A 19,763-nucleotide genomic window follows, 5' to 3' on the forward strand; every position below is an offset into this window, starting at 1 on the left:
CTGATCAATCCATCCTGCTTCCGAAGTTGGTTTGCTAAGTGTTGCTACTGTACCCCTTGATTACTTAACAGGCTGTATCTGGCAGAGAAAGTAGAAACCCTTGGTGTTCCTTTGCCCTATGCAGCCACCTTCAGGTATTCGACAAAGAGAGCTTTGCAAGCTACTGGGCCTAGACTATAAAACCGTGGCCGAAGAAGCAAGGCACCTGGGACTGAGCACGCATGCCTACTTACAGCAAAAAACAGGCTGGATTTTGAGGAATGAGCTCTACTATCCCCCCGGCACTGCCTTTGGCGAGTCAGCAGGATCGTCTCCTACCTCCTCAGAAAAGCTACCCTCCAGCAGCAGAACCAATTCTAGGAAAAGGAAGGATATCCTCTCACTGCTGTTGTTGCTTGTTGTCCTGGTAGCTGCTATCTTGCTGGCCCGTCGCTTAGATCCAGACACAACTCGAGAATTTATAGCAAAACTAGGCCCATGGGCACCCCTTGCTCTGATCGGATTACGCTCCTTGAGTATTATTATTCCTGCCATACCTAGCACTGTTTACTCCATCCTGGCAGGAGCACTCTTTGGATTTGGGGCAGGAATCCTTTACATTGCAATTGCCGATTTTACCTCTTGTACACTTAACTTTTATCTGGCCAGAAAGTTCGGTAGAGGCCTAGTACAGCGAATGGTTGGGCGACAATGGATGTATAAAGTCGATGCCCTTTCAGCCAACTATCTGGAAAACAATATTTTCCTTACGGCCGGGTTTTTAATGACGGGCCTATTCGACTTTGTCGCCTACGCTGCCGGCCTAACCCAAATGAAATGGCAGAACTTTCTTCTCGCGCTAGCTTTGGGCATTGCCGTCTCTACACCCCCAGTAGTAGCTCTGGGGGCAGGGATCCTAGAGCAGGGAAGGTGGCTGCTGGGCTTTGCTCTGCTGGGAATGTTTGCTTTAATCCTTCCCTTTGCCTGAGAGGGCCCTTGAAGTTAATGAAAATTATTAGCAAGGCGCTGTCCACCGGCAACAGAGAGAGAGCTAAGCTAAAGCTCGACGCTGTTGGCCTTTCGGCGACAGGCTGGCAGGAAGAGGGTCTGCTTTCTCAACTCACTCCATGTCCAAAATCCAGCCCCTGAACCCAGAGCGGATCGCCCAAATGGCGGCGGGAGAGGTGATCGACTCGCTGGGGGCTGCTCTGCGGGAATTGCTGGAAAATGCCCTCGATGCTCAGGCCACCCGCATTCAGGTGGAGATTTGGCCCAGTCGCTGGCAGGTGCGGGTGGCCGATAATGGGCAAGGGATCCCAGGTTCGGAGCTGGAGCAGGTGGCTCGCCGCCACACCACCAGCAAGTTGGACGGTTGCAGCCTGGGATTTCGTGGGGAAGCGCTGCACAGCCTGGCCCGCTTGGGATCCTTGACCATTCAGACCCGCCATGCTGACGATGCCCACGGCTGGCTGGCCGCCTACAACCGACAGGGGGAGCTGGCCCACCAGCAGCCGGCGGCCACTGCCTTGGGAACGGTGGTGACGGTGGCGGATTTGTTTGCCGACTGGCCTCTGCGCCGTCGAGGTGTGCCCCCTATTGCCCCGCTTCTAACCCTGGTGCAGAATGCGGCTTTGGCCCATCCTTGGGTCAGTTGGCAGGTGCATCGGGAGGGACAACTGCTGCTCAGCCTCTGGCCGGGAACATCTCTGCAAGATCTGCTGCTGCAGGTGTTGCCGCAGTTGGATCTTTCGGATCTGCGCTATCAGCGGATCCAGGAGGGGGATAGCGATTGGGAAGTGGTGCTGGGCCTACCGGATCGTCTGCATCGCCCCCGCCCCGATTGGATCCGCCTGGCCGTCAACGGGCGATTTGTGCAGATGCCAGACTGGCAACGGGTGATCCAGTCAGTCTTTCAGCATGCCTTGCCCCGCCACCGCCATCCTCTAGTGGTGGTACATCTGCGCCTGCCACCTGAGCAGGTGGACTGGAATCGCCATCCTGCCAAGAGTGAGCTCTATCTACGGGATCCGGAGATCCGACAGGAGCAGTTGCGCCAACACCTACACGCTCTTCTGCAATCGGGATCCGGGCAAGCCAGCCGCCGCTCTGTGCATCTCATCCGCGCCAGCGAGGCCAAGTCGATCTACAGGGTTTCCTCCCTGCAAAGTCCGGCTCTCCCCGCTGCCGGTTGCTCCCTGCCGCCTCTGAAGGCCCTGGCCCAACTGCACCGGATTTACATTTTGGCGGAACACCCTCAGGGGCTGTGGCTGGTGGAGCAGCACCTGGCCCACGAGCGGGTGCGCTACGAGTACATCCAACAGCATTGGCAGCCGGTGGAGCTGGAGACGCCGGTCATGCTGGAGGGATTATCCTCCCAAGCAATGGAGCAATTGGGTCTGGAGCTGGAGCCCTTTGGCCCCAACACCTATCTGGTGCGCCGCGTGCCTCTGGCCCTGTGGTCGGAAGACCCCAAGGAGATTCAGGGATCCCTGCGAGAATTGAGCCGCTGTGCTGACCTCGAATCAGCTCAAGTGGCGGTGGCCTGTCGCGGCGCCCTGCGCAACGGGATCCCTCTGACCCTGGAGCAGATGCAACAGTTGCTGGAGGCCTGGCAGCGCACCGCCAATCCCCACACCTGCCCTCATGGCCGGCCAGTGTATCTGGCTCTGGCCGAAAAAGATCTGGCCCGTTACTTTCGTCGCCGCTGGGGGATCTGCGACCGGCCCATCTCCGACTCCAAGATGGGATCTTTTTGGGAGCTGGAGCCGCTGGGAGACAGGTTTGCCGCCCAAGTGCGGCGCTCGAGCAGCGCTTCTGCCTCGGAGCCCAGGGACGAGACCCGCTCCGCCCCACTATAATCGGGGATGTCCAACTGCTGACCCCCCCATGGCCTCTTATCTCAAACTCAAAGCCCAAGAAGAGACCTGGCTGCAGCGCCATGCCCGTCTGATCTTGGCAACCTTGGCCAGCTTGGGATCCCTGTTGACGGCCTACCTCACCTACACCAAGCTGACCGATCAGCCTGCCGCTTTCTGCACAGGGGATGGGGGGTGCGACCTGGTGCTCTCCAGCCGTTGGGCAGAGTTTTTGGGGATCCCGACGGCAACAGTTGGCCTGCTGGGCTTTTTGGGGGTCTTGGCGCTGGCGGTGCTGCCGGATGGGATCCCGCTGGTGAAGCGGTGGCGCTGGCCGGCCCTGTTTGGTCTGGTTTCCGCCATGACCGCCTTTGAAATGTACATGCTCTACCTGATGGTGGGGGTGCTGCGGCAATTTTGTCTGTATTGCACCACCGCCATAGTCTTGGTGGCCAGCCTGTGGGCGGTAACCCTGCTGGGCCACCGCTGGCTGGATGGGGGCAAGCTGGCCTTCAGCTACATTCTCGTGAGCTTTCTCACCTTGGTGACCACCATTGGGGTGTATGCCAACCAAGTTCCTCCCCCCAGCCCCCTGGCGGCAGGGTTGGCGGCCCACCTGCGGCAGATCGGCGGCACCATGTACGGGGCCTACTGGTGCCCCCATTGTCAGGAGCAGAAAGAGCTGTTTGGGTCGGCCTTTGCCCAAGTGCCCTACGTGGAGTGCTCCCCCAACGGTCCCGGTACGCCCCAAGCCCAGGCATGCACAGAAGCAGGGATCACCAGCTATCCCACCTGGATCATCAACGGCCGCACCTACGTGGGGCTGCGCTCGCTGGAAGCCTTGGCGGCAGCTTCCGGCTACCCTCTCGAGTCCGGCGGAGGACAGTAGTTCTCCAGGAGCGATGGCAGGAAGAGGCGTACACAGTTTCGCCCGGCTTGCTTGGCCTGGTAGAGGGCCTCGTCCGCTCGCTGGAGAGCAGCTTCTGGATCTAAGGGGTCATCTTCGCTGATAACGATCCCGCCAATGCTAATGGTGACAGGCAGGCTGCGTTTGGGCGAAACGTCAATTGGCCGGCTGGCGATGGCCCGGCGCAGAGACTCGGCGTAGCGGTGGCAGTGGGCGGGGTTGAGCCCAGGGGTGACGCAGACAAATTCTTCGCCGCCGTAGCGGTAGAGCAGGCTGGAGGGACGCAGTTGATTGTGCAGCCGCCCAACGAGGGCCTGCAACACGCAGTCGCCGATGAAGTGGCCGTAGGTGTCGTTGACCTGCTTGAAGTAATCCACATCCATCATCAGCAGGCAGAGATAGCGATAGCGGGCTTGCCCACGGGGCCCCACCTGCTTGAGCAAATGGGGCAACGCCTGGTCGAGAGCGCGGCGGTTCAAGGCTCCGGTCAAGGGATCCGTCAAAGACAGAGACTCCAACAGCTCGTTGCGGGCCCGCAGTTGCCGGTTGGCCTGGGCCAAAGCTCGGGTGAGCCGCTGCAGGCGCAGCCCCGCCCGTATCCGGGCCCGCAGCTCCTCAGCCTCGACCGGCTTAACGATAAACTCGTCCGCCCCTGCATCCAGCCCCTGCACCCGATCCTCAACTTCGGAGCGGGCGGTGAGCAAAAGGAAGTAGACAAACTGGCCGGCAGCGGAGTTCTTCAGACGGCGACAGAACTCTACTCCAGACAAACCCGGCATGACCCAGTCGCAGATGATCAAATCCGGCCATTCGCTTTCATCCAGGGTCTGCAGGTGCTCCCAGGCCAACTGGTCGCTTTCCCAGCTTTCCACCCGGTAGTTGGAGCTTTTGAGGACTTCGCCGATGTAGCGACGGCTCACCGGGTCGTCGTCGATGACCCAAATGCAGGGAACCTGAGCCGGCACCTGGCTCCACGAAACTTCCTCCAAGGGCAAGGGCTCCGTCCCACCAACGGGAGCGGAAACCAAGCTGGGGGAAGGCTGCCAGCCTTCGAGTTCAGCCGACAACATGAGGAGAAACCCTGATACGGCGAAGTAATGCCAATTCTATCCCCGAGGTCTAGCTGCAGCTAGAGCTGGGAGTGGCCAGGCAAGCCGGATTGGCGGGCTGTTCGCCCAGGCCAAGGTGCAATGCTTCCACAAACTGCCGCACCCGGATGGGGTCAATGAGGGGAAAGGGATCCGCACAGCGCACCGGCATGCCGGCGGAACGGGCCGGCCGTTTCAGAGAACTGGCCACAATCACGCCATCCGCATGGCGGATCAGGGTGCCGATGTTTTCGGCGGTGGCCCCTGAGCCAATCAACAGGGGTACCTGAGGGGCAACCTGGCGGGCCAGCTCCAGCTCCTCCAGAAGGGGTGGCTTGCCGGTGGCCCAGCCGGAGAGAATGATGGCATCGGCCAGGCCGCGCTCCACCGTGTCGGCGATGGCTGCATCCAGACGGATGGGACTCAGGGGCTGAGCGTGTTTCACCAGCACATCGGCGAAAATCTTGATGTCGGCCCCCAACTCGCGGCGATAGCGCAGCAGGCGGTGGGCATTCCCCTCAATAATGCCTTGGTCGGTTATCATCGCCCCGCAGAGCACATTCACCCGGATAAACTGCGCTCCCACGCTGGCGGCGATGGCCAGAGCACTGTAGCCATCGTTGCGCAAGACGTTGATCCCGATGGGCAGGGAGACCAGCATTTTGATCCGCTGGACAACCACGGTCATGGCGCTCACCACCGCCGCGTCTACCCGCTCCTTGGCAAAAGGGGCATCGTAAAAGTTCTCGACGAGGATCCCGTCCACCCCGCCTGCCGCCAAGGCCGTGGCAGCCTGTTCTGCCTGAGCGATCACCCACTCCAAGTCCCCTCCCCAACGGGGGGAGGTGGGCAGCGGCAACAGATGAACCACCCCAATAACTGGATGGGGGGTCTTGAACAGGTGTTGCAGCAGGTTCACCGGCGAGCTTCCTCAGGGATCCCTAACGATCTTACGCCTGGATCTGACCCATGGCGGTATTCTGCGAGGGAAGTGTAACATCAGGGCGGGGCGGAGAAGAGCTGGCCAGGCCTCGGAGCAGTTGTGGCACCATACCCGGCCCTTCGTAAACCCAGCCGGTATAGACTTGCAGCAGGCTGGCTCCGGCTTCCAGCTTCTCCACAGCATCGGCCAAGGTGAAGATGCCCCCCACTCCGATGATGGGCAATTTTCCTTGGGTGGAGCGGTGGATGTAGCGAATGACTTGGGTGGAACGCTCCCGCAGGGGGGCACCGCTGATCCCGCCGGCTTCTGCCAGAATTAGCCTGGGTTCTGAGATGCCGTGGCCAGGTAGAAAACGGGTTTTCAGGTTGTCGCGGCGCAGCGTGGTGTTGGTGGCCACAATCCCGGCCAGTGCATAGGTTTGGGCCAGTTCCAGGAGGCTGTCGATTTCAGGCCAGTCCAAGTCGGGGGAGATCTTCACCAAAAGAGGTTTTCGCCCTTGATTTTCCTGCTGTAAGGCAGACAGGATGGGCTCCAGTTGCTCAGCAGCCTGCAGGGATCGCAGGCCTGGGGTGTTGGGGGAACTGACGTTGACCACGAAGTAGTCCCCCAGCTCCTGGAGTAGCCGGAAGCTGGCCAGGTAATCGGCAGCCGCTTCTTCTAGGGGGGTGATTTTGGCTTTGCCCAGGTTAATCCCGATGGGAATAGGACGCCGACGCAACCGGCGCAACCGTTCAGCCAGAGCCGCTGCCCCCTGGTTGTTAAAGCCCATACGATTGAGAGCGGCACGATCTTGGGGCAGTTGAAACAGGCGCGGTTTGGGGTTGCCCGGCTGCGGCCCAGGAGTGACGGTGCCCACCTCCACAAAGCCAAATCCCAAGCTGGGCCAGACGGCCAGAGCCAGGCCATCTTTGTCAAAGCCCGCAGCCAAGCCAAGGGGATTGGGAAAGGTGAGGCCCCATAGTGACACCGAGAGCCGGGGATCCCGGTAGCAAAACAGTCGCTCCAGAGCCGACAGGATCCCGGTGGCCTGGGTAGTGTCGATCCAATGGAGGGCACGCAACAGCCCCACCTTGACCGTTTCTGGATCGGCTCTCAGTCCAGAAAAAAGCAAAGGCCACACCACATCTCGGTACAGGTTCACCGCAAAGATCCCCTAAACTCCCCCTTGACTGTAGCTGGCTTCCGCGTTGCAAACCGTCGGCGTGATGGATTCTGGACTCATTGCCGGCCAAGGGATATTCCACGGCAGCATTCAGTAGTGGCTCCTCTGGGCTTGCTCTTTGCCGGCGACGGGGTCGTCTTGCTGCTCAAGGCCGGCTCCCCAAACGGCCCCCAAGAGCAACGTTATCAACAGGTGCACGCGGCCATCCAACATCACCACATCCAAAAGCCCTGAGACAAAAAACGCTGTCAAAGCCAGCAGCATCCCCAACAGGACACTTTCTTGAGAGCGCCGCCAGGCTTGCCACCCCCGCGCCAAAATCCAGCCCCACAGGATCAGATGGCCCAGCAGCAGCGGGATCCCGCCCTCAGCCGCCAGATGTAGGTACAAATTGTGGCAGTGGCCCAGCAGCTCCGGCGGATCCTGAGCATTGTAAAGAGCGGCAAAGCTCTGCCAGCCCCAGCCGGTCAAGGGTCGCTCCCGTGCCATCTGCAGGGCAAAATGCCAGGCATCCAAGCGGTTGGCGGTGGAACTAAAATAGAGGGCTTGAGGATCGAAGGTGTCTGCCAGACGGCTCCAAATCAATCGGGGCACAACGGCCCGCCAGCCCGGCCAATCCCAAGCGGCGGCCAAGCTGGCCAACCCCAAGCCGCTCAAGAGCCCGATTCCCCACCAACAGCGCCGCAGCGCCAACCCTATCACCAGCGCCAGCCCCCCCACTCCCCAGCCGTTGCGAGAGGCCGTCAGCAGCAGCAGCAGGGATCCCAGCCCCAGCATCGCCCCCAGCCCTGCTCTTCCCAGCCAGGATCGTCCCACCCCTTCCCACCCCAGCCCCGCCGCCAAGCAGAGATGGATCACCAAGTAAACGGCCAAGATATTGGGAGAGGTAAAAGCTGCCGCCGGTCGCTCGCCTCCGGCCACCCCCGTGATCCAAAGCGGCCCCAAAACGAGATGCCCCTGCCACCCCCACAGCACCTCTCCCCAGCCCAGAAGCAGCATCAGCCCGCTGCCCAGAACCAGCACCTGGGCCAAACGACGACGGCCCCCAGGAGAACCACAATCGGCCAGCACCGCTGCAAAGGCCGGCAGCATCAACAAAAAAGGCCAGTAGTTGAACATCCCCGGCAGGCTCAGCCGCCAATCCTCACCCACAAAGGCCACGCCCACCGCAGCCAAGCTCAGGAGAGCTGCCAGCCCAAATAGAGGATCGCGAAGGATCCTTTTACCGCAGCAGGTATAGCCCTGGATTGTCCCCACCAAAGCCAACAGCAAGCTGGGGGCCAAATTCACCGGGAGCAGCGCCGCCGCCCCCAGCAGCCAGCCCCGCGGCCGAGAGGGCAAGGGATGCGGCGGCAACTCTTGAGACACAACCGGTGCAGAAAAAAACATCATTCATCCTCAAGGGGGATCCCCGGCCTGACCCGTCCCTGGCCGAAGTAGCGCCCAAATTGCAGCTCATACACCTCATCTTCATCTTGGGTTTCCACCCAGAGCTCCGAACGGGCATAGCCCACACACAGCAGCCCATACCCCTGCTCCTTCAGCTCGCGCGAGAGGCCCATCGCCTCCGGCTGGTACAGAGATCCCCGACGCACTCGCACCGCGCAGGTGGTACAGGCGCCGTTGCGGCAAGCAAAGGGCAGTTGGATCCCTTGGGCCTCGGCACTGGCCAAGATGTATTGATTCGCCGGTACCTGGATCAGATAGTGGGTGTCCCGTTGGCGGTCGTGGATGTGAACCGGGTAAGAGGGGACAGAAAAAGGAGAAGGCATGGAGAAAGTGGCCCCTTTCCTAGAGTAGGAGACTTCTTCATGATCCCACAGGATTTCCACAGCCCGAGGTCTGGGATCTCGACTATCAAATCCCCAGCACCTGCCACAAGCTCGCCCCCAACCCCAGAGCGCCCAGATGGTAGGGCCACTGCAAGCTCTGGCGGGCAATTTTGCCCGTGAGGGCCCAAGAGAGAAGCACTGCCAGGATCAGCGTGGATCCCTGGAGAAACTGAACTACCGCCGGGTGCGCCTGCCACAGCACGGGAAGAGCAGATCCCGTCTGGGAAAAAGTTGCCCAGGTTACCGGCAGCACCTGCCCCGCCTCCGTTAAAAACAGGGGCCAGTAGAAAGCCAACGTTCCCCCCAAAACCAAGGGCAGATAGCCGTAGATCATCTCCGCAAAGGGTCGGGGTCGCGCCCCCCGGCCCAGCCGATGCCACAACCAAGCCAATCCCCAAGCTGCCAAAGGCACCAAGCTGGGAAACCCCAAAGCCAGCAAAGCGGCCCCCAGATGGGGCCAAAACTGCCGTAGATCCCAGCTCAGACCCCATTGGGCCATCTGTTCTGCCAACCGCGGCAGACAGTGTAGGTAGATGCCTCCCAGCAACAACAGCAGCAAAGCAATTTCGGCAGCGCGCGGCGTATGGGTAGTCCACAGCTCGATCCCAGGTGGGCGCAGGTTGAACTCCACCGAGCGATGGGGACAGGCTTTGAGGCAAGTCATACAAAGGACGCAATCTTTGTTGTCTTGCAGTTGCGCCGGATGGGAGTAGAGGGGACAGCCTCCCGTCGCCATGCCTTCCCCCTTCTCGGGCCCTCCTTTGTAGCACTGGTAGGTGGTGCATTCTGCCGAACAGGTGCCCTGCTGCGCCCGCAGCTCCGTCATCGAGAGCTTGGCATAAAGGCCGTTCATGCCCCCAATCGGGCAGAGGTAGCGGCACCAAAACCGCCGCTCAAACACCAGTGAGCAGGCCACCGCTCCACCAGTAATCAGCAGCAGCAGCCACCCCGACAGGTAAGCCGTGTTGGGCAGATCCCAGATCTCCTCCCACAGGAAAATCAACGCAAACCCGGCAAACAGCACCCAGCCGCCCCAGCGCTCCGCCGGCTGTCGCGGCCATTTCTGCAACTGCCGCGGCCAAAGCCATAACGACAGCCTCTGGATCAACTCCCCATAGATCATGAAAGGACAGACGGCACACCACACCCGTCCCAAGAAGGGAAACACCAGCAGCACCAGCGGCCACCACCAGGCCCAGAAAAGATTCAACCCCACATTGTGGGCCCGATCCTGAGGCCCCCAAAAGAGGAGAAACACCACCAGGGTATAGAGGGGCAACACCAGGCCGTAGTTGAGGCGATCCGGCCACCAAGGGCTGCGCAGCAGGCGACGCAAGCGGGGATAGACGTTGAGCAGGTTGAGGCGAAACCGCTTGCCCCGAGGCTGGGAAGCCCAAAACACCTCTTCCCCCAGCACGCTCGCCCCCGCGGCCTGCACTGCCGCCCGCTCGACCAGGCTGCGCAGCTCCCGCGAGTTGCCGGGAAAGTCGTAGCTCTGCAAGCGGCGCAGCGCCTCCGGCGAGAGCTTGGGCTTGGGGATCCCGCGCCGGCGGCTGTAGAGGCTGAGAAAATAGTCGGCCATGGCTTTGATATCGGCCTTGCGCACCCGCAGCGGCGGCACTTTGATGGCCATCGCCCAAGGGTCAAGGGCGGGGATGGGCCGTTCTGACACCATCAGCAGACGACAGCGACAGGGGCGCTCCTCTCCCGGCTCCCCTTCCCCCCGCTGCACAGGGGTGTAGGATCCCGTCTCCAGCAGGCGCAGCAACTTGGGCATCAGCTCGGCGGGCAGCTCGTGCAGGTTGTTCAACAGCAGCGTGCCCTCTCCCAGCCACTCCAGCAACCCCGGCTTGCCCCCCGTCCGCCCGAACAGATCCGCCCCACTGGCCTGCAGGGCGCTGCAATCCACCTTGATCATGGGCTGGCGCCGCCGCGGGGATCCAAAATGGATCAGGGCGGCGACGTTGTCTTTTTCCAGGCCCGGCTCCCCGAAGATCAACACCGGCTTGCTGCTCTGGGCTGCCTCTTTAATCTGCTGCCGCAGGCGCACCGCGTAGCGGCTGGAGCCGACGATCCCCCGCTCCACCTTCGGCACCAAGTAGGGGCGCAAAGCCACTTGCCGCTCCTGCTCATAGCTGAGGCGCTCTTGAGCCTGGGCCAGCGCCTCGGCCAATTGCCCCGAGTGCTCTGCCAGCCAACGGCGCACCACCGCAGCCGGGATCCAACCCCGGATCCCGGCGGAAACGGCCACCAGATCCCGCCGCAGGGGCTGCTCCGCCAGGACTTCCCCCAGATGAGCCACCGCGCCAGGCAGCAGGTTGAGAACCTCCCCGGAATGGGGATCTCGCTCTTCCCAGCGTCCCTCCAGCAAAATCTGGATCCCAGCCGGGGTGGTTCCCGCCTCTGCCAAAACCTCTCCCTGGCCAAAGGGATGATCTTGCATTTGCTCTGCCAGAGGATACAAGCTCTCCGACGTCAGGCTTTGAAACAACGTCTGCGCTTTCAGCCAGCGGGCACGCTCAACAGGAGTCATCTGCAGTGCCTCTGTTGTCTTGGGATCCCTTAGCTGCATTATCTTGCCTCTTTTGAGCAGCTTCCAGCCTGTTGGGATCCTTAATTTGAACAACCTCTGGCCAGTCAAGGCAAATGCAACTGCCGGCCGATGCGCACCATCGGCCCCAGCCCCAATCCCGTCGGGTTGAGCGCCTGCATCTCAAATAGGGCCAGAATGTGGCGCACTTGCAGCTCTGGAGTCACAGAATTCACCCCCATCGCCACCACCAAGCCGCAATAGCCACCCGTCGCCCGGCACCACCGTTCCCAGCGCTTGCGGGCCATGGAGTGAACGGGATCATCTTCGGGAAACTCCCCGAACAGGTGCAGGTCGCGATTGCCCGTTTGCACAATTTCCAGGTCGTAGCGATCGCCATCGAAGGGATCTACCCCTGTGTTGAAACAAACGCCCTGGGGCCCGCCTTCTCCACGCAAATTCTCGATCAACTGCTTCGCTTTGGAGCGGGAAGTGCGCACGATCACCACCGGCAGCCCTTCTCCCCTTTGCACCAGCTTGCTTTGCGGGAGTGGATGCCACTGCCCCGTGCGACGCAGCATTTCCACCGTTGTCCACGGCAACACCCCCAGGCCCAGTTGGGCACCCTCAGGCACCAAATCATCCCGCAGCAGGGTTTGGGTGTGCTCCTCCTCCTCTTCGTCTCCTTCCAGCTCCAGAAGCTCTGCAGCCAAGTCTGGCAAGGTGCGCACTTGCACCGAGAGGGTTTCCCCTTCCGCCTGGGGGTTGGGAATGCGGTACCGACCCTGATAGGGTTGAAAGTCCTCTTCCAGCCTGCGGTGGTACTGCTTGAAGAAGCGATGCAAGGCTTCCAGGGCCACCGCCAAGACCGCCGCCTCATCCTCCTGCAAAGTCACGCGCAAGCCTTCCAGAGGGTGAATGGTGCCGAAGTTCGGCTCAATTTCATCGGGATCCAACTCTGCCAAGTCCAGATCCGGCAGTTCGTTGAGCTCAGGATGGCGAGCTTGAAAGGTGAGATAGAGACAATCTTGCCTGAGGAAGGCCTCTTCCATCTCTTCGGGAGTATCCGGCTGCCCCGCATCCTGGCGAAACTGTTTGAGGGAAGGCAGCGAGCGATAAAAAAGCACCCCATACTCCATGCCCAATCGCCCCATCACCGAGACGTAAAGGGTTTGGATATCCCAGTGGTTGAGGTCGAGCGCTAAGATTTGGTGATCCTCTAGGTAATTCCAGGGAGCATCTCGCCAGAGGGTGAGGGCTCTGCCGGCCAGCAGCTCAGCATAGTTTTCTGGCAGCGGGGGAGGGATCCGCCCGTTGGCCTCTTGAAAGCTCTGCAGGATCTCGTCGATCAAGGGCAATGCCGGCTGGCATTCCACCTTGATGTCCAGCTCGTGCAGAATGCCGCGCAAGAAAAACTGCACCTCTCGATCCCGCACGACGATCTTTTGGGGACGAGCGGGCGAAGCAGCATGGGGCTGCTCCATAGCCATGATCAAGGTTCGCACCATCGGCTCAACACCCGAGCCAGCGGGCACCACTTCCATGGCCCGTACCACTCCCTGGATGCCATCCACCCACAGGATGCACTCCCCTTCCGTTTGCGATCCCAGGGGCGGCAATCCCAAGAGGGTGTGGCGATCCCCTTCCCACACCGAGGGCACCTGGGGCAACTTTTGCAATCGACGAATCGTGGCGGCTGGGAGACCGGACATAGACATCCAAGCAAGAATTCAGGAGAACAACCCAAGCGGCTGAGTGGATAGGCCCAACCAAGCAGGGATCCCGCTGCAGCCATCTAACCACCAGTGTAGAAGCTGAGTTCCGCTTCAGCGAGAGGACAGACATGGCAGAGTCAAGCCCTACAGCGGCCAAGAAAGCTGATGGTCAGACTCGAACTGACGACCGCTCGATTACAAGTCGAGTGCTCTACCAACTGAGCTACACCAGCAGTTTAGGCTTGTCGATTCTAGCATTTTCCAGCCTTGCCCCCCAAGTGGCAGGCTCGGACGGGGAGATATAGTCGTTTCCAACAAGATTAAGATACTTTGCCGCCAGCCCAAGCGCTCCGCGTCGCTGCCCTCACCCCCAGCCCCTCTCCCAGCCCTCACCCCCAGCCCCTCTCCCAGAGGGAGCAGCCCTCACCCCCAGCCCCTCTCCCAGAGGGAGAGGGGAGTTATAAGCACCGCTGCAAGGACTTCGTCCGAGGAGCGCCAGCGGAATGGCCGACCAGACTGCTCGCACAAGCGGGCCGTAAGCTTTATAAGTGCCGTTGGAAAACCGCTGATCCTCGATGCTGGGAGTCTGTCAAGAGTCGGCTATTGCTGATCCACTGCCGGGCGAGCAATGGGAGCTAGGTAGATCACCAAGGCCCCTGCCAGAAACCCCAAGACATTGCGCAGCAAGGGGATCCAGTCCTGGGTGCGCGTGACCACCGGGCCAATACCGAAAGCCCCAAACAAAATGAACCACAGAGGAGAAATGAGCAAAGCCCAGCGCCAGTTAAACAGCTCCTCCGCATGGCGGGGCTTGCCGGCAAACCCGAACACGATCCCTCCCAAAATCGAGGTCACCAACGTCAGGATCCACTGCTCTTGAGGCAGGCCGGGCACCACCCGGCAGCCCCCCTGGTGAAAACAGCGATCCAAGACGTCGACGGTCTCCAGGATGGCGCGCTGAGTACCGTGCTCCCGCACGTAGAATTGGTTGCCAAAGCGAGATTGCAGCTCAATCCAAAAGGTGCGCGGCAAGATCTCTCGCACGGCATCCCCCACATTAAACGCCAGCAAGTTGCCGCCCCTGGGATCCGCCACCATCAAAACGCTGCGCTCATTCAGGCCCCAATACTCTTTCACTTGCCGGCCCGGCGTTTGGTCAAACTGAGTCAGCACCCGCAGCTTCCAACCGGTGTCTTGCTCTAGCTTGTTCAGGTGCTGCGCCAGTTGGGCTTCTTGGCTGCTGGTCAACTGATCCGCTAAGTCCAAAACCGGCAGAGGCGGCTGAGGCAGCTCCATCGGCACCACCGGCAGGGCCGGTTGCGCCCAGGTCAGGGATCCTCCGCCGACCCCAATCAACAACCCAATGCAAAAAATCACCCCAATGCGGAGTATCCGTTGCCACTCAATGCTCATGCTGACCTCTTTTTTGGCTTTGACGCTGAGATCCCGAGAAGTGATATTAAGAAATGTTTCAAGTTCTTATAGATCTATAATGCACCGGAACCAGCCGTTTGGCCAGCAGGATGCCGGGGAAGAAGCGGTGGCCTTCATATCCAACTGGGGCTAAAGGTGCCGGTGGGGTCGAATTGCTGCTTCAGCCTGCGCATCAAGCTGGTGGCTGGGCCAAAGTCGGGGGGAAGAGCCCGCTTCAGGGCCGGTGGGGCTTCCAGAAGCAGGAGAAATCCGCCCACAGACTTGAGGTGGCGCTGCAGTTGCAGCAGGGATCCCACTTCTGGCTGAACCAGCCAAGCCCGTCCCAGCCCACAGCCGCGGTGCAGTTGCACCTGCGCCTCGGGAAACAGAGCTTGAAACTGCTCCAATGTGGCCAGGCTCTGGTTGGGCAGGCACCCAAACTTGGCCAGCACCGCCTCTGAGCCGGGTTGAGGCAGGGGCAGAGAGCTGGGACTCACTTCCTGCAAAGTTAGCCCTGCGGGGGCCAGCCGCCGCATTTGGGTCATCTGTTGGGCAACCGCTCGCTGCGAGCCATGAAAGCTGAGCCAGGCCTGAGCTCCCCCTGCCCTCAGCCAGAGATCCACTCCCACAGGGTTAACCGGGCCGGTCAGCGCCTGCCGACACAAGACCTCCAACTCCGGCAGGGATCCCGTAGCCAGCAACGCAGACTGGGCTGCTGGCAAAGGATAAAGCCGCAGGGTTACCTGGGTCAGAATCCCCAAACTGCCCAGGGATCCGGTGAACAGCTTCATCAGGTCGTAGCCGGCAACATTCTTGACAACCCGCCCGCCTGCTTTGGCCACCTCCCCATCCGCCCGCACCCAGGTTATGCCCAGCAGCAAGTCGCGGATCCCACCGTAGCGCCAGCGCAGAGAACCTGTATCGGCGGTGGCGATGATGCCCCCTAGGGTGGCCCGATCTGGATAGAGGGGATCCACCGGCCACCATTGCCCCCGCTCTGCCAAGATGGGTTGCAGTTCTGCCAGGGTCATACCGGCTTCCACCGTGACGGTGAGATCGGCAGCCGCATGGTCGATAAGCCGGCGTAAGCCAGAGGTGCTGAGAGCCAGATCCACCGGCTCGGCAACCTGGGCCCAGCTCCACTTGCTCCCCTGCCCCAGCGGCAGCACCTTCCGCCCCTGGCACTCCTTGAGGATGCCGGCCAACTCCGAGACGGTCGATGGGGTTTGGATCGGCAGGGGATCCCCTAAGCCAGATAGAAAGGTCGCCGATGAATGGGGAAAAGACATTGGCGAAACAACGGTGCAGAATCTCTCTAACCCCCCAACTGGCGGGGTTATCCCACGCTACCTCAGGCTACGGGCAACGAGAACCTCTGTTCGGAGAGATGCCTCTCCACCAGAGTCGTGTAGTACGGCCCCTGCGCAGGTCTGCCGAAACTGCCGATCCCTGGAAGATCCTGAAGAGATCCATAAGCCTGAGCCATCCTCTCCGATTCCTGTGAGCTAGCATCTGAGAGGTATAAAAAGCCAAGTTCAATCCGGCAGGCCCTATTGGGCAATCTGCTGGAGTAAGCCTTTCTTGCAGTGGGGAAAAGCAGTCGTGAGTGCCCTGAGCAACATCCTTTTGGTGGGTATCGGAGTTCTGCTGACCCTGGCCAGTCTCTGGTATGGCCAAAATCACCATCTGCTTCCGGAAGCGGCTGCCAACTCGGCTCCCTTGTTCGATAGCCTCTTCAACAGCACGATCACCATCGCCACCGGGATCTTCTTGGTGGTGCAAGGGGTACTCCTCTACTGCATTATCCGCTACCGTAAGCGGCGGGGCGATCGAGGAGATGGGGATCCCAACCACGGCAACGTGCTGCTGGAGATCGTGTGGACGGCGGTGCCGGCGGTGATCATCCTCTGGTTGGGCCTGGCCAGTCTCGATGTCTATCAAGCGGTGTATGGGGGCGCCGATGTTGGCGGCCACGTCCACGCGGCCATGGCGATGGGGTCTGCCTACGAGGCAGAAGCCGGGGATCCGGGCTATGCTTACACCCCTGCAGTGCTGCCCGGAAAAGAAACAGGCCGGCCAGAGCTGGTGGTTCAAGTTCAGGGCATGCAATATGCCTGGATGTTCACCTATCCGGAGTCGGGTTTGGTGGCCGGTGAGCTGCACCTGCCTCTTAACAAGCGGGTGCGCTTGAACATGACGGCTATGGATGTCAACCACGCTTTCTGGGTGCCGCAATTTCGCCTCAAGCAGGATCTGATCCCTGGCCGAGAGACTCACCTAGAGTTTGTGCCCACGCAGCTAGGAACCTATCCCATCATCTGTGCCGAGCTATGCGGCCCCTACCATGGGGTGATGGCTGGGCAACTGATTGTGGAGACGCCGGAAGAGTTCGAGCGCTGGCAGCAGGAGCAAATTGTGGCTGCTCGGGGCGGAACCGGCGCCCTGGCCTTGGCTGAGCGCCACCCTCACCCACAATCTGCCTTTGTCCAAGTTCACCAGCAGCGTTTGGGCCTCTCGCCTGCTGATCTACTCCAACTGCCCAAGGACTCCCTCTCGCTGACGCAAACGGGATCCCTTCCCTCAGCGGGCTAGAGAGATCCCTTTCCCCTTGACGGACGTTCTGGTGACGCCAGTAGGAGCCTTTTGCCATGACCCAGCTACAGGACAATCCCACCTTTGCCGCCGCCCCCAAAGCCAGCCTGGAGCCTGCCGCCGAGCCCTGGTGGCGCTTTTTTACCTTCTCCACCGACCACAAGGTGATCGGGATCCAGTATTTGGTGACCACCTTTTTCTTCTACTTGGTGGGGGGAGCGCTGGCTACAGCCGTGCGGGCCGAGCTGGCCACCCCCGAAGCCGACTTTCTCGGTTTTGAGCGCTACAACGGCGCCTTTACCTTGCACGCCACAATCATGATCTTTTTGTGGATTGTCCCGGCTTTGATGGGGGGCTTTGGCAACTACCTGGTGCCGCTGATGATCGGGGCGCGGGACATGGCTTTTCCTAGGCTAAACGCCGTCGCCTTTTGGCTAATTCCACCCAGCGGCCTTTTGCTGCTGGCCAGCCTCTTCCTCGAGGCCCCGGCAGCGGGTTGGACCTCGTATCCGCCGCTGAGCCTCATCAGTGGCAAAGTGGGAGAAGAACTCTGGATCCTGAGCATTTTGTTAGGCGGAACCTCTTCCATTCTGGGGGCCGTGAACTTTATTACAACCATCCTCAAGATGCGCATGCCCGGCATGAAGATGGAGGATATGCCTCTGTTTTGCTGGGCGATGCTGGCTGCTTCCATCATCACTCTCATCGCGACGCCGGTTCTGGCTGGGGCGCTGATCCTGCTTAGCTTTGACCTGTTGGCGGGCACGGCCTTCTTCAACCCCAGCGGCGGCGGGGATCCGGTGGTGTACCAGCACATGTTCTGGTTTTACTCCCACCCGGCGGTGTACATCATGGTTCTGCCGGTGTTCGGCATGATCTCGGAGATCTTGCCGGTGCATGCCCGCAAGCCCATCTTTGCCTACAAAGCCATTGCCTACTCCAGCTTGGCCATCTGCTTTTTGGGCTTGATTGTCTGGGTTCACCACATGTTTACCAGCGGTACCCCCGACTGGATGCGGGTGTTCTTCATGATCGCCACCATGGCCATTGCCGTTCCCACCGGGATCAAGGTGTTTAGCTGGCTGGCCACTCTCTGGGGCGGCAAGATCCACTACCGGACGGCCATGTTGTTTGGCATGGGCTTTATCTCCATGTTTGTCATCGGCGGCTTGAGCGGGATCATCCTTGCTTCGGTGCCGTTGGATATCCACGTCCACGACACCTACTTTGTGGTGGCCCACCTGCACTACGTGTTGTTTGGCGGCAGCGTGTTCGGCATCTATGCCGGCCTCTACCACTGGTTCCCCAAGATGACCGGCCGGCTGCTGAACGAGTTCTGGGGACGGGTGCATTTTGCGCTGACCTTTGTCGGCTTCAACATGTGCTTTTTGCCGATGCACAAGCTGGGTCTAATGGGCATGCCCCGCCGCGTGGCTCAGTACGACCCGCAATTTGCCGACCTCAACTGGATTAGCTCGGTGGGGGCTTTCATTCTGGCCATCTCCACGCTGCCCTTCTTGGTGAACGCCATCTACTCTTGGGTAGCTGGGCCCAAGGCCGGAGACAACCCCTGGCAGGCTCTAACTCTGGAGTGGACAACTTCTTCCCCACCGCCTGCCCACAACTTCTACGGGGATCCCATCCTGCTAACTGGCCCCTACGACTACGGCCTGCACAGCAAGGAGACTTTGGATTACTTGGCCGCCCAGTTGCAGAGCTTGCGGGAGCTGGCTGAGGCGGAGCCTACTTCTTCTTAGCAGGAGACTTGCCCGCTGGGTATCCATCCTCTGCTCGTCGGGTATTCCCGTCTTGATCTTGGCTGGGCTGCCCCTACAGTTTCGAGAAGTCTCTGGAATTTGGCGAAAATTGATTTTAAGTGGACAGGAATATGCAAGGATCCCTCGCTTCTGATGCCTTGATGGTCGGCCACACTAAGGCCCATGCCGCTCATGCCGAGCACCCAGATCATCGCGTTTTTGGTCTGCTGATGTTCCTGGTAGCGGAAGGCTGTCTGTTCTTGGGCCTGTTCATGGCCTATTTGGCCTACAGCCTCACGGCCCCGGTCTGGCCGCCGGAAGGGACGCCGGAGCGGGAATTGCTCTTGCCTGGGATCAACACGGCAATTTTGCTCGCCAGCAGCTTGGTTATCCACCAGGCCAAGCCTGCCATCCAGGCCAATAACGTCAAGGGATTGCGGCTGTGGTTTGCCCTCACTGCCCTGATGGGGGCCATCTTCCTGGCCGGGCAGCTCTACGAGTACAGCCACCTGGAGTTTGGCCTCACCACCAACTTGTTTGCCAGTACCTTCTATGTCTTGACGGGGTTCCACGGGCTGCACGTGGCGGCGGGGTTGCTGTTTATTTTGGCGGTGCTCTGGCGATCCCTGAAGCCGGGCCACTACAGCGCCCAACACTACTTTGGCGTCGAGGCTGCTGAGATCTACTGGCACTTTGTGGACGGAGTTTGGATTGTGTTGTTTATCCTGCTCTACTTGCTCTGATGACAACTCCCCCCGAAAAGCCTGACCCCAAGAGAGAATGGGTCGCCCTGCGATCTGGGCTGAGCATTGCCCTGTTCCTGTTTTTGGTGGCGCTGGTTTCCTACTTGAGTCTTCACTTCGTGCTGGCCTTGGTGGACAAGCTCAGCTAGCGCCCTTCAATGGATCCTCCAGCCTCATCCTGTTGCTGCCGACCTGGATTTGCCGACGGCAGGAAAGATACACTGGATTTACAGGAGTTAACACCTTC

Annotated in this window: 16 protein-coding genes and 1 tRNA gene; 7 read left to right on the forward strand and 10 right to left on the reverse strand. The window is 60.4% G+C overall.

The features are described 5' to 3' along the window. The first annotated feature begins 184 nt into the window (after window positions 1-184). From NW851_RS11260 to NW851_RS11270, 3 genes are all read left to right on the forward strand, one after another. A complete protein-coding gene (locus NW851_RS11260; RefSeq protein WP_414338582.1) occupies window positions 185-967 on the forward strand; it encodes a TVP38/TMEM64 family protein in 783 nt (260 codons plus the stop codon). A gap of 139 nt (window positions 968-1,106) precedes the next feature. Then, entirely contained in the window at window positions 1,107-2,837 is a 1,731-nt protein-coding gene (mutL, locus tag NW851_RS11265; RefSeq protein ID WP_414335323.1) for a DNA mismatch repair endonuclease MutL, read from the forward strand. A 28-nt stretch (window positions 2,838-2,865) separates the two neighbouring features. Beyond that, the gene (locus NW851_RS11270; RefSeq protein WP_414338585.1) at window positions 2,866-3,723 is read left to right on the forward strand and encodes a vitamin K epoxide reductase family protein; all 858 of its coding nucleotides are present in this window, start codon (window positions 2,866-2,868) and stop codon (window positions 3,721-3,723) included. Here the strand turns inward: NW851_RS11270 and NW851_RS11275 are convergent. The 10 genes from NW851_RS11275 to NW851_RS11320 form a co-directional block, all read right to left on the reverse strand. Continuing rightward, window positions 3,693-4,811 (reverse strand): diguanylate cyclase, encoded by a 1,119-nt coding sequence (locus tag NW851_RS11275; protein ID WP_414338587.1) that lies wholly within the window; start codon window positions 4,809-4,811, stop codon window positions 3,693-3,695. The two genes, NW851_RS11270 and NW851_RS11275, sit on opposite strands and share 31 nt — an antisense overlap. 49 nt (window positions 4,812-4,860) lie before the next feature. Then, entirely contained in the window at window positions 4,861-5,748 is an 888-nt protein-coding gene (gene btpA / locus NW851_RS11280) for a photosystem I biogenesis protein BtpA (protein WP_414335318.1), read from the reverse strand. A 31-nt stretch (window positions 5,749-5,779) separates the two neighbouring features. After that, complete coding sequence (locus tag NW851_RS11285) at window positions 5,780-6,913, reverse strand: quinone-dependent dihydroorotate dehydrogenase (protein WP_414338589.1); 1,134 nt, start codon at window positions 6,911-6,913, stop codon at window positions 5,780-5,782. A 111-nt stretch (window positions 6,914-7,024) separates the two neighbouring features. Then, complete coding sequence (locus tag NW851_RS11290; RefSeq protein ID WP_414338592.1) at window positions 7,025-8,326, reverse strand: O-antigen ligase family protein; 1,302 nt, start codon at window positions 8,324-8,326, stop codon at window positions 7,025-7,027. Then, window positions 8,323-8,706 (reverse strand): 2Fe-2S iron-sulfur cluster-binding protein, encoded by a 384-nt coding sequence (locus NW851_RS11295; protein ID WP_414335312.1) that lies wholly within the window; start codon window positions 8,704-8,706, stop codon window positions 8,323-8,325. Before NW851_RS11295 ends, NW851_RS11290 begins: the two co-directional genes overlap by 4 nt. 85 nt (window positions 8,707-8,791) lie before the next feature. Continuing rightward, complete coding sequence (locus NW851_RS11300) at window positions 8,792-11,299, reverse strand: sigma 54-interacting transcriptional regulator (protein WP_414338596.1); 2,508 nt, start codon at window positions 11,297-11,299, stop codon at window positions 8,792-8,794. A 104-nt stretch (window positions 11,300-11,403) separates the two neighbouring features. Beyond that, a complete protein-coding gene (locus NW851_RS11305; RefSeq protein ID WP_414335308.1) occupies window positions 11,404-13,008 on the reverse strand; it encodes a DUF6930 domain-containing protein in 1,605 nt (534 codons plus the stop codon). 163 nt (window positions 13,009-13,171) lie between these two features. Beyond that, a tRNA-Thr gene (locus tag NW851_RS11310) sits at window positions 13,172-13,244 on the reverse strand. Window positions 13,245-13,611: 367 nt separating this feature from the next. Then, window positions 13,612-14,307, reverse strand: coding sequence for a TPM domain-containing protein (locus NW851_RS11315; RefSeq protein ID WP_414333758.1), 696 nt, complete (start codon window positions 14,305-14,307; stop codon window positions 13,612-13,614). Between the two features lie 251 nt (window positions 14,308-14,558). After that, complete coding sequence (locus NW851_RS11320) at window positions 14,559-15,713, reverse strand: FAD-binding oxidoreductase (protein ID WP_414333714.1); 1,155 nt, start codon at window positions 15,711-15,713, stop codon at window positions 14,559-14,561. A 313-nt stretch (window positions 15,714-16,026) separates the two neighbouring features. Between NW851_RS11320 and NW851_RS11325 the strand changes: the two genes are divergently transcribed. The 4 genes from NW851_RS11325 (at window position 16,027) to NW851_RS11340 (ending at window position 19,665) form a co-directional block, all read left to right on the forward strand. Beyond that, window positions 16,027-17,016 carry a cytochrome c oxidase subunit II gene (locus NW851_RS11325; RefSeq protein ID WP_414338599.1) on the forward strand — a complete coding sequence of 330 codons (990 nt, stop codon included), beginning with the start codon at window positions 16,027-16,029 and terminating at the stop codon, window positions 17,014-17,016. Window positions 17,017-17,072: 56 nt separating this feature from the next. Further along, window positions 17,073-18,773: a cytochrome c oxidase subunit I gene (gene ctaD, locus NW851_RS11330; protein WP_414338602.1), complete on the forward strand. Its 1,701-nt coding sequence runs from the start codon at window positions 17,073-17,075 to the stop codon at window positions 18,771-18,773. Window positions 18,774-18,904: 131 nt separating this feature from the next. Beyond that, window positions 18,905-19,516 (forward strand): cytochrome c oxidase subunit 3, encoded by a 612-nt coding sequence (locus NW851_RS11335; RefSeq protein WP_414338605.1) that lies wholly within the window; start codon window positions 18,905-18,907, stop codon window positions 19,514-19,516. Next, on the forward strand, window positions 19,516-19,665 hold the full coding sequence (locus NW851_RS11340; protein WP_414333721.1) for a hypothetical protein: 150 nt from the start codon (window positions 19,516-19,518) through the stop codon (window positions 19,663-19,665). Before NW851_RS11335 ends, NW851_RS11340 begins: the two co-directional genes overlap by 1 nt. The last annotated feature ends 98 nt before the right edge of the window (window positions 19,666-19,763 follow it).

This window comes from Synechococcus sp. H55.7, from assembly GCF_047462395.1.
Lineage (GTDB): Bacteria > Cyanobacteriota > Cyanobacteriia > Thermostichales > Thermostichaceae > Thermostichus.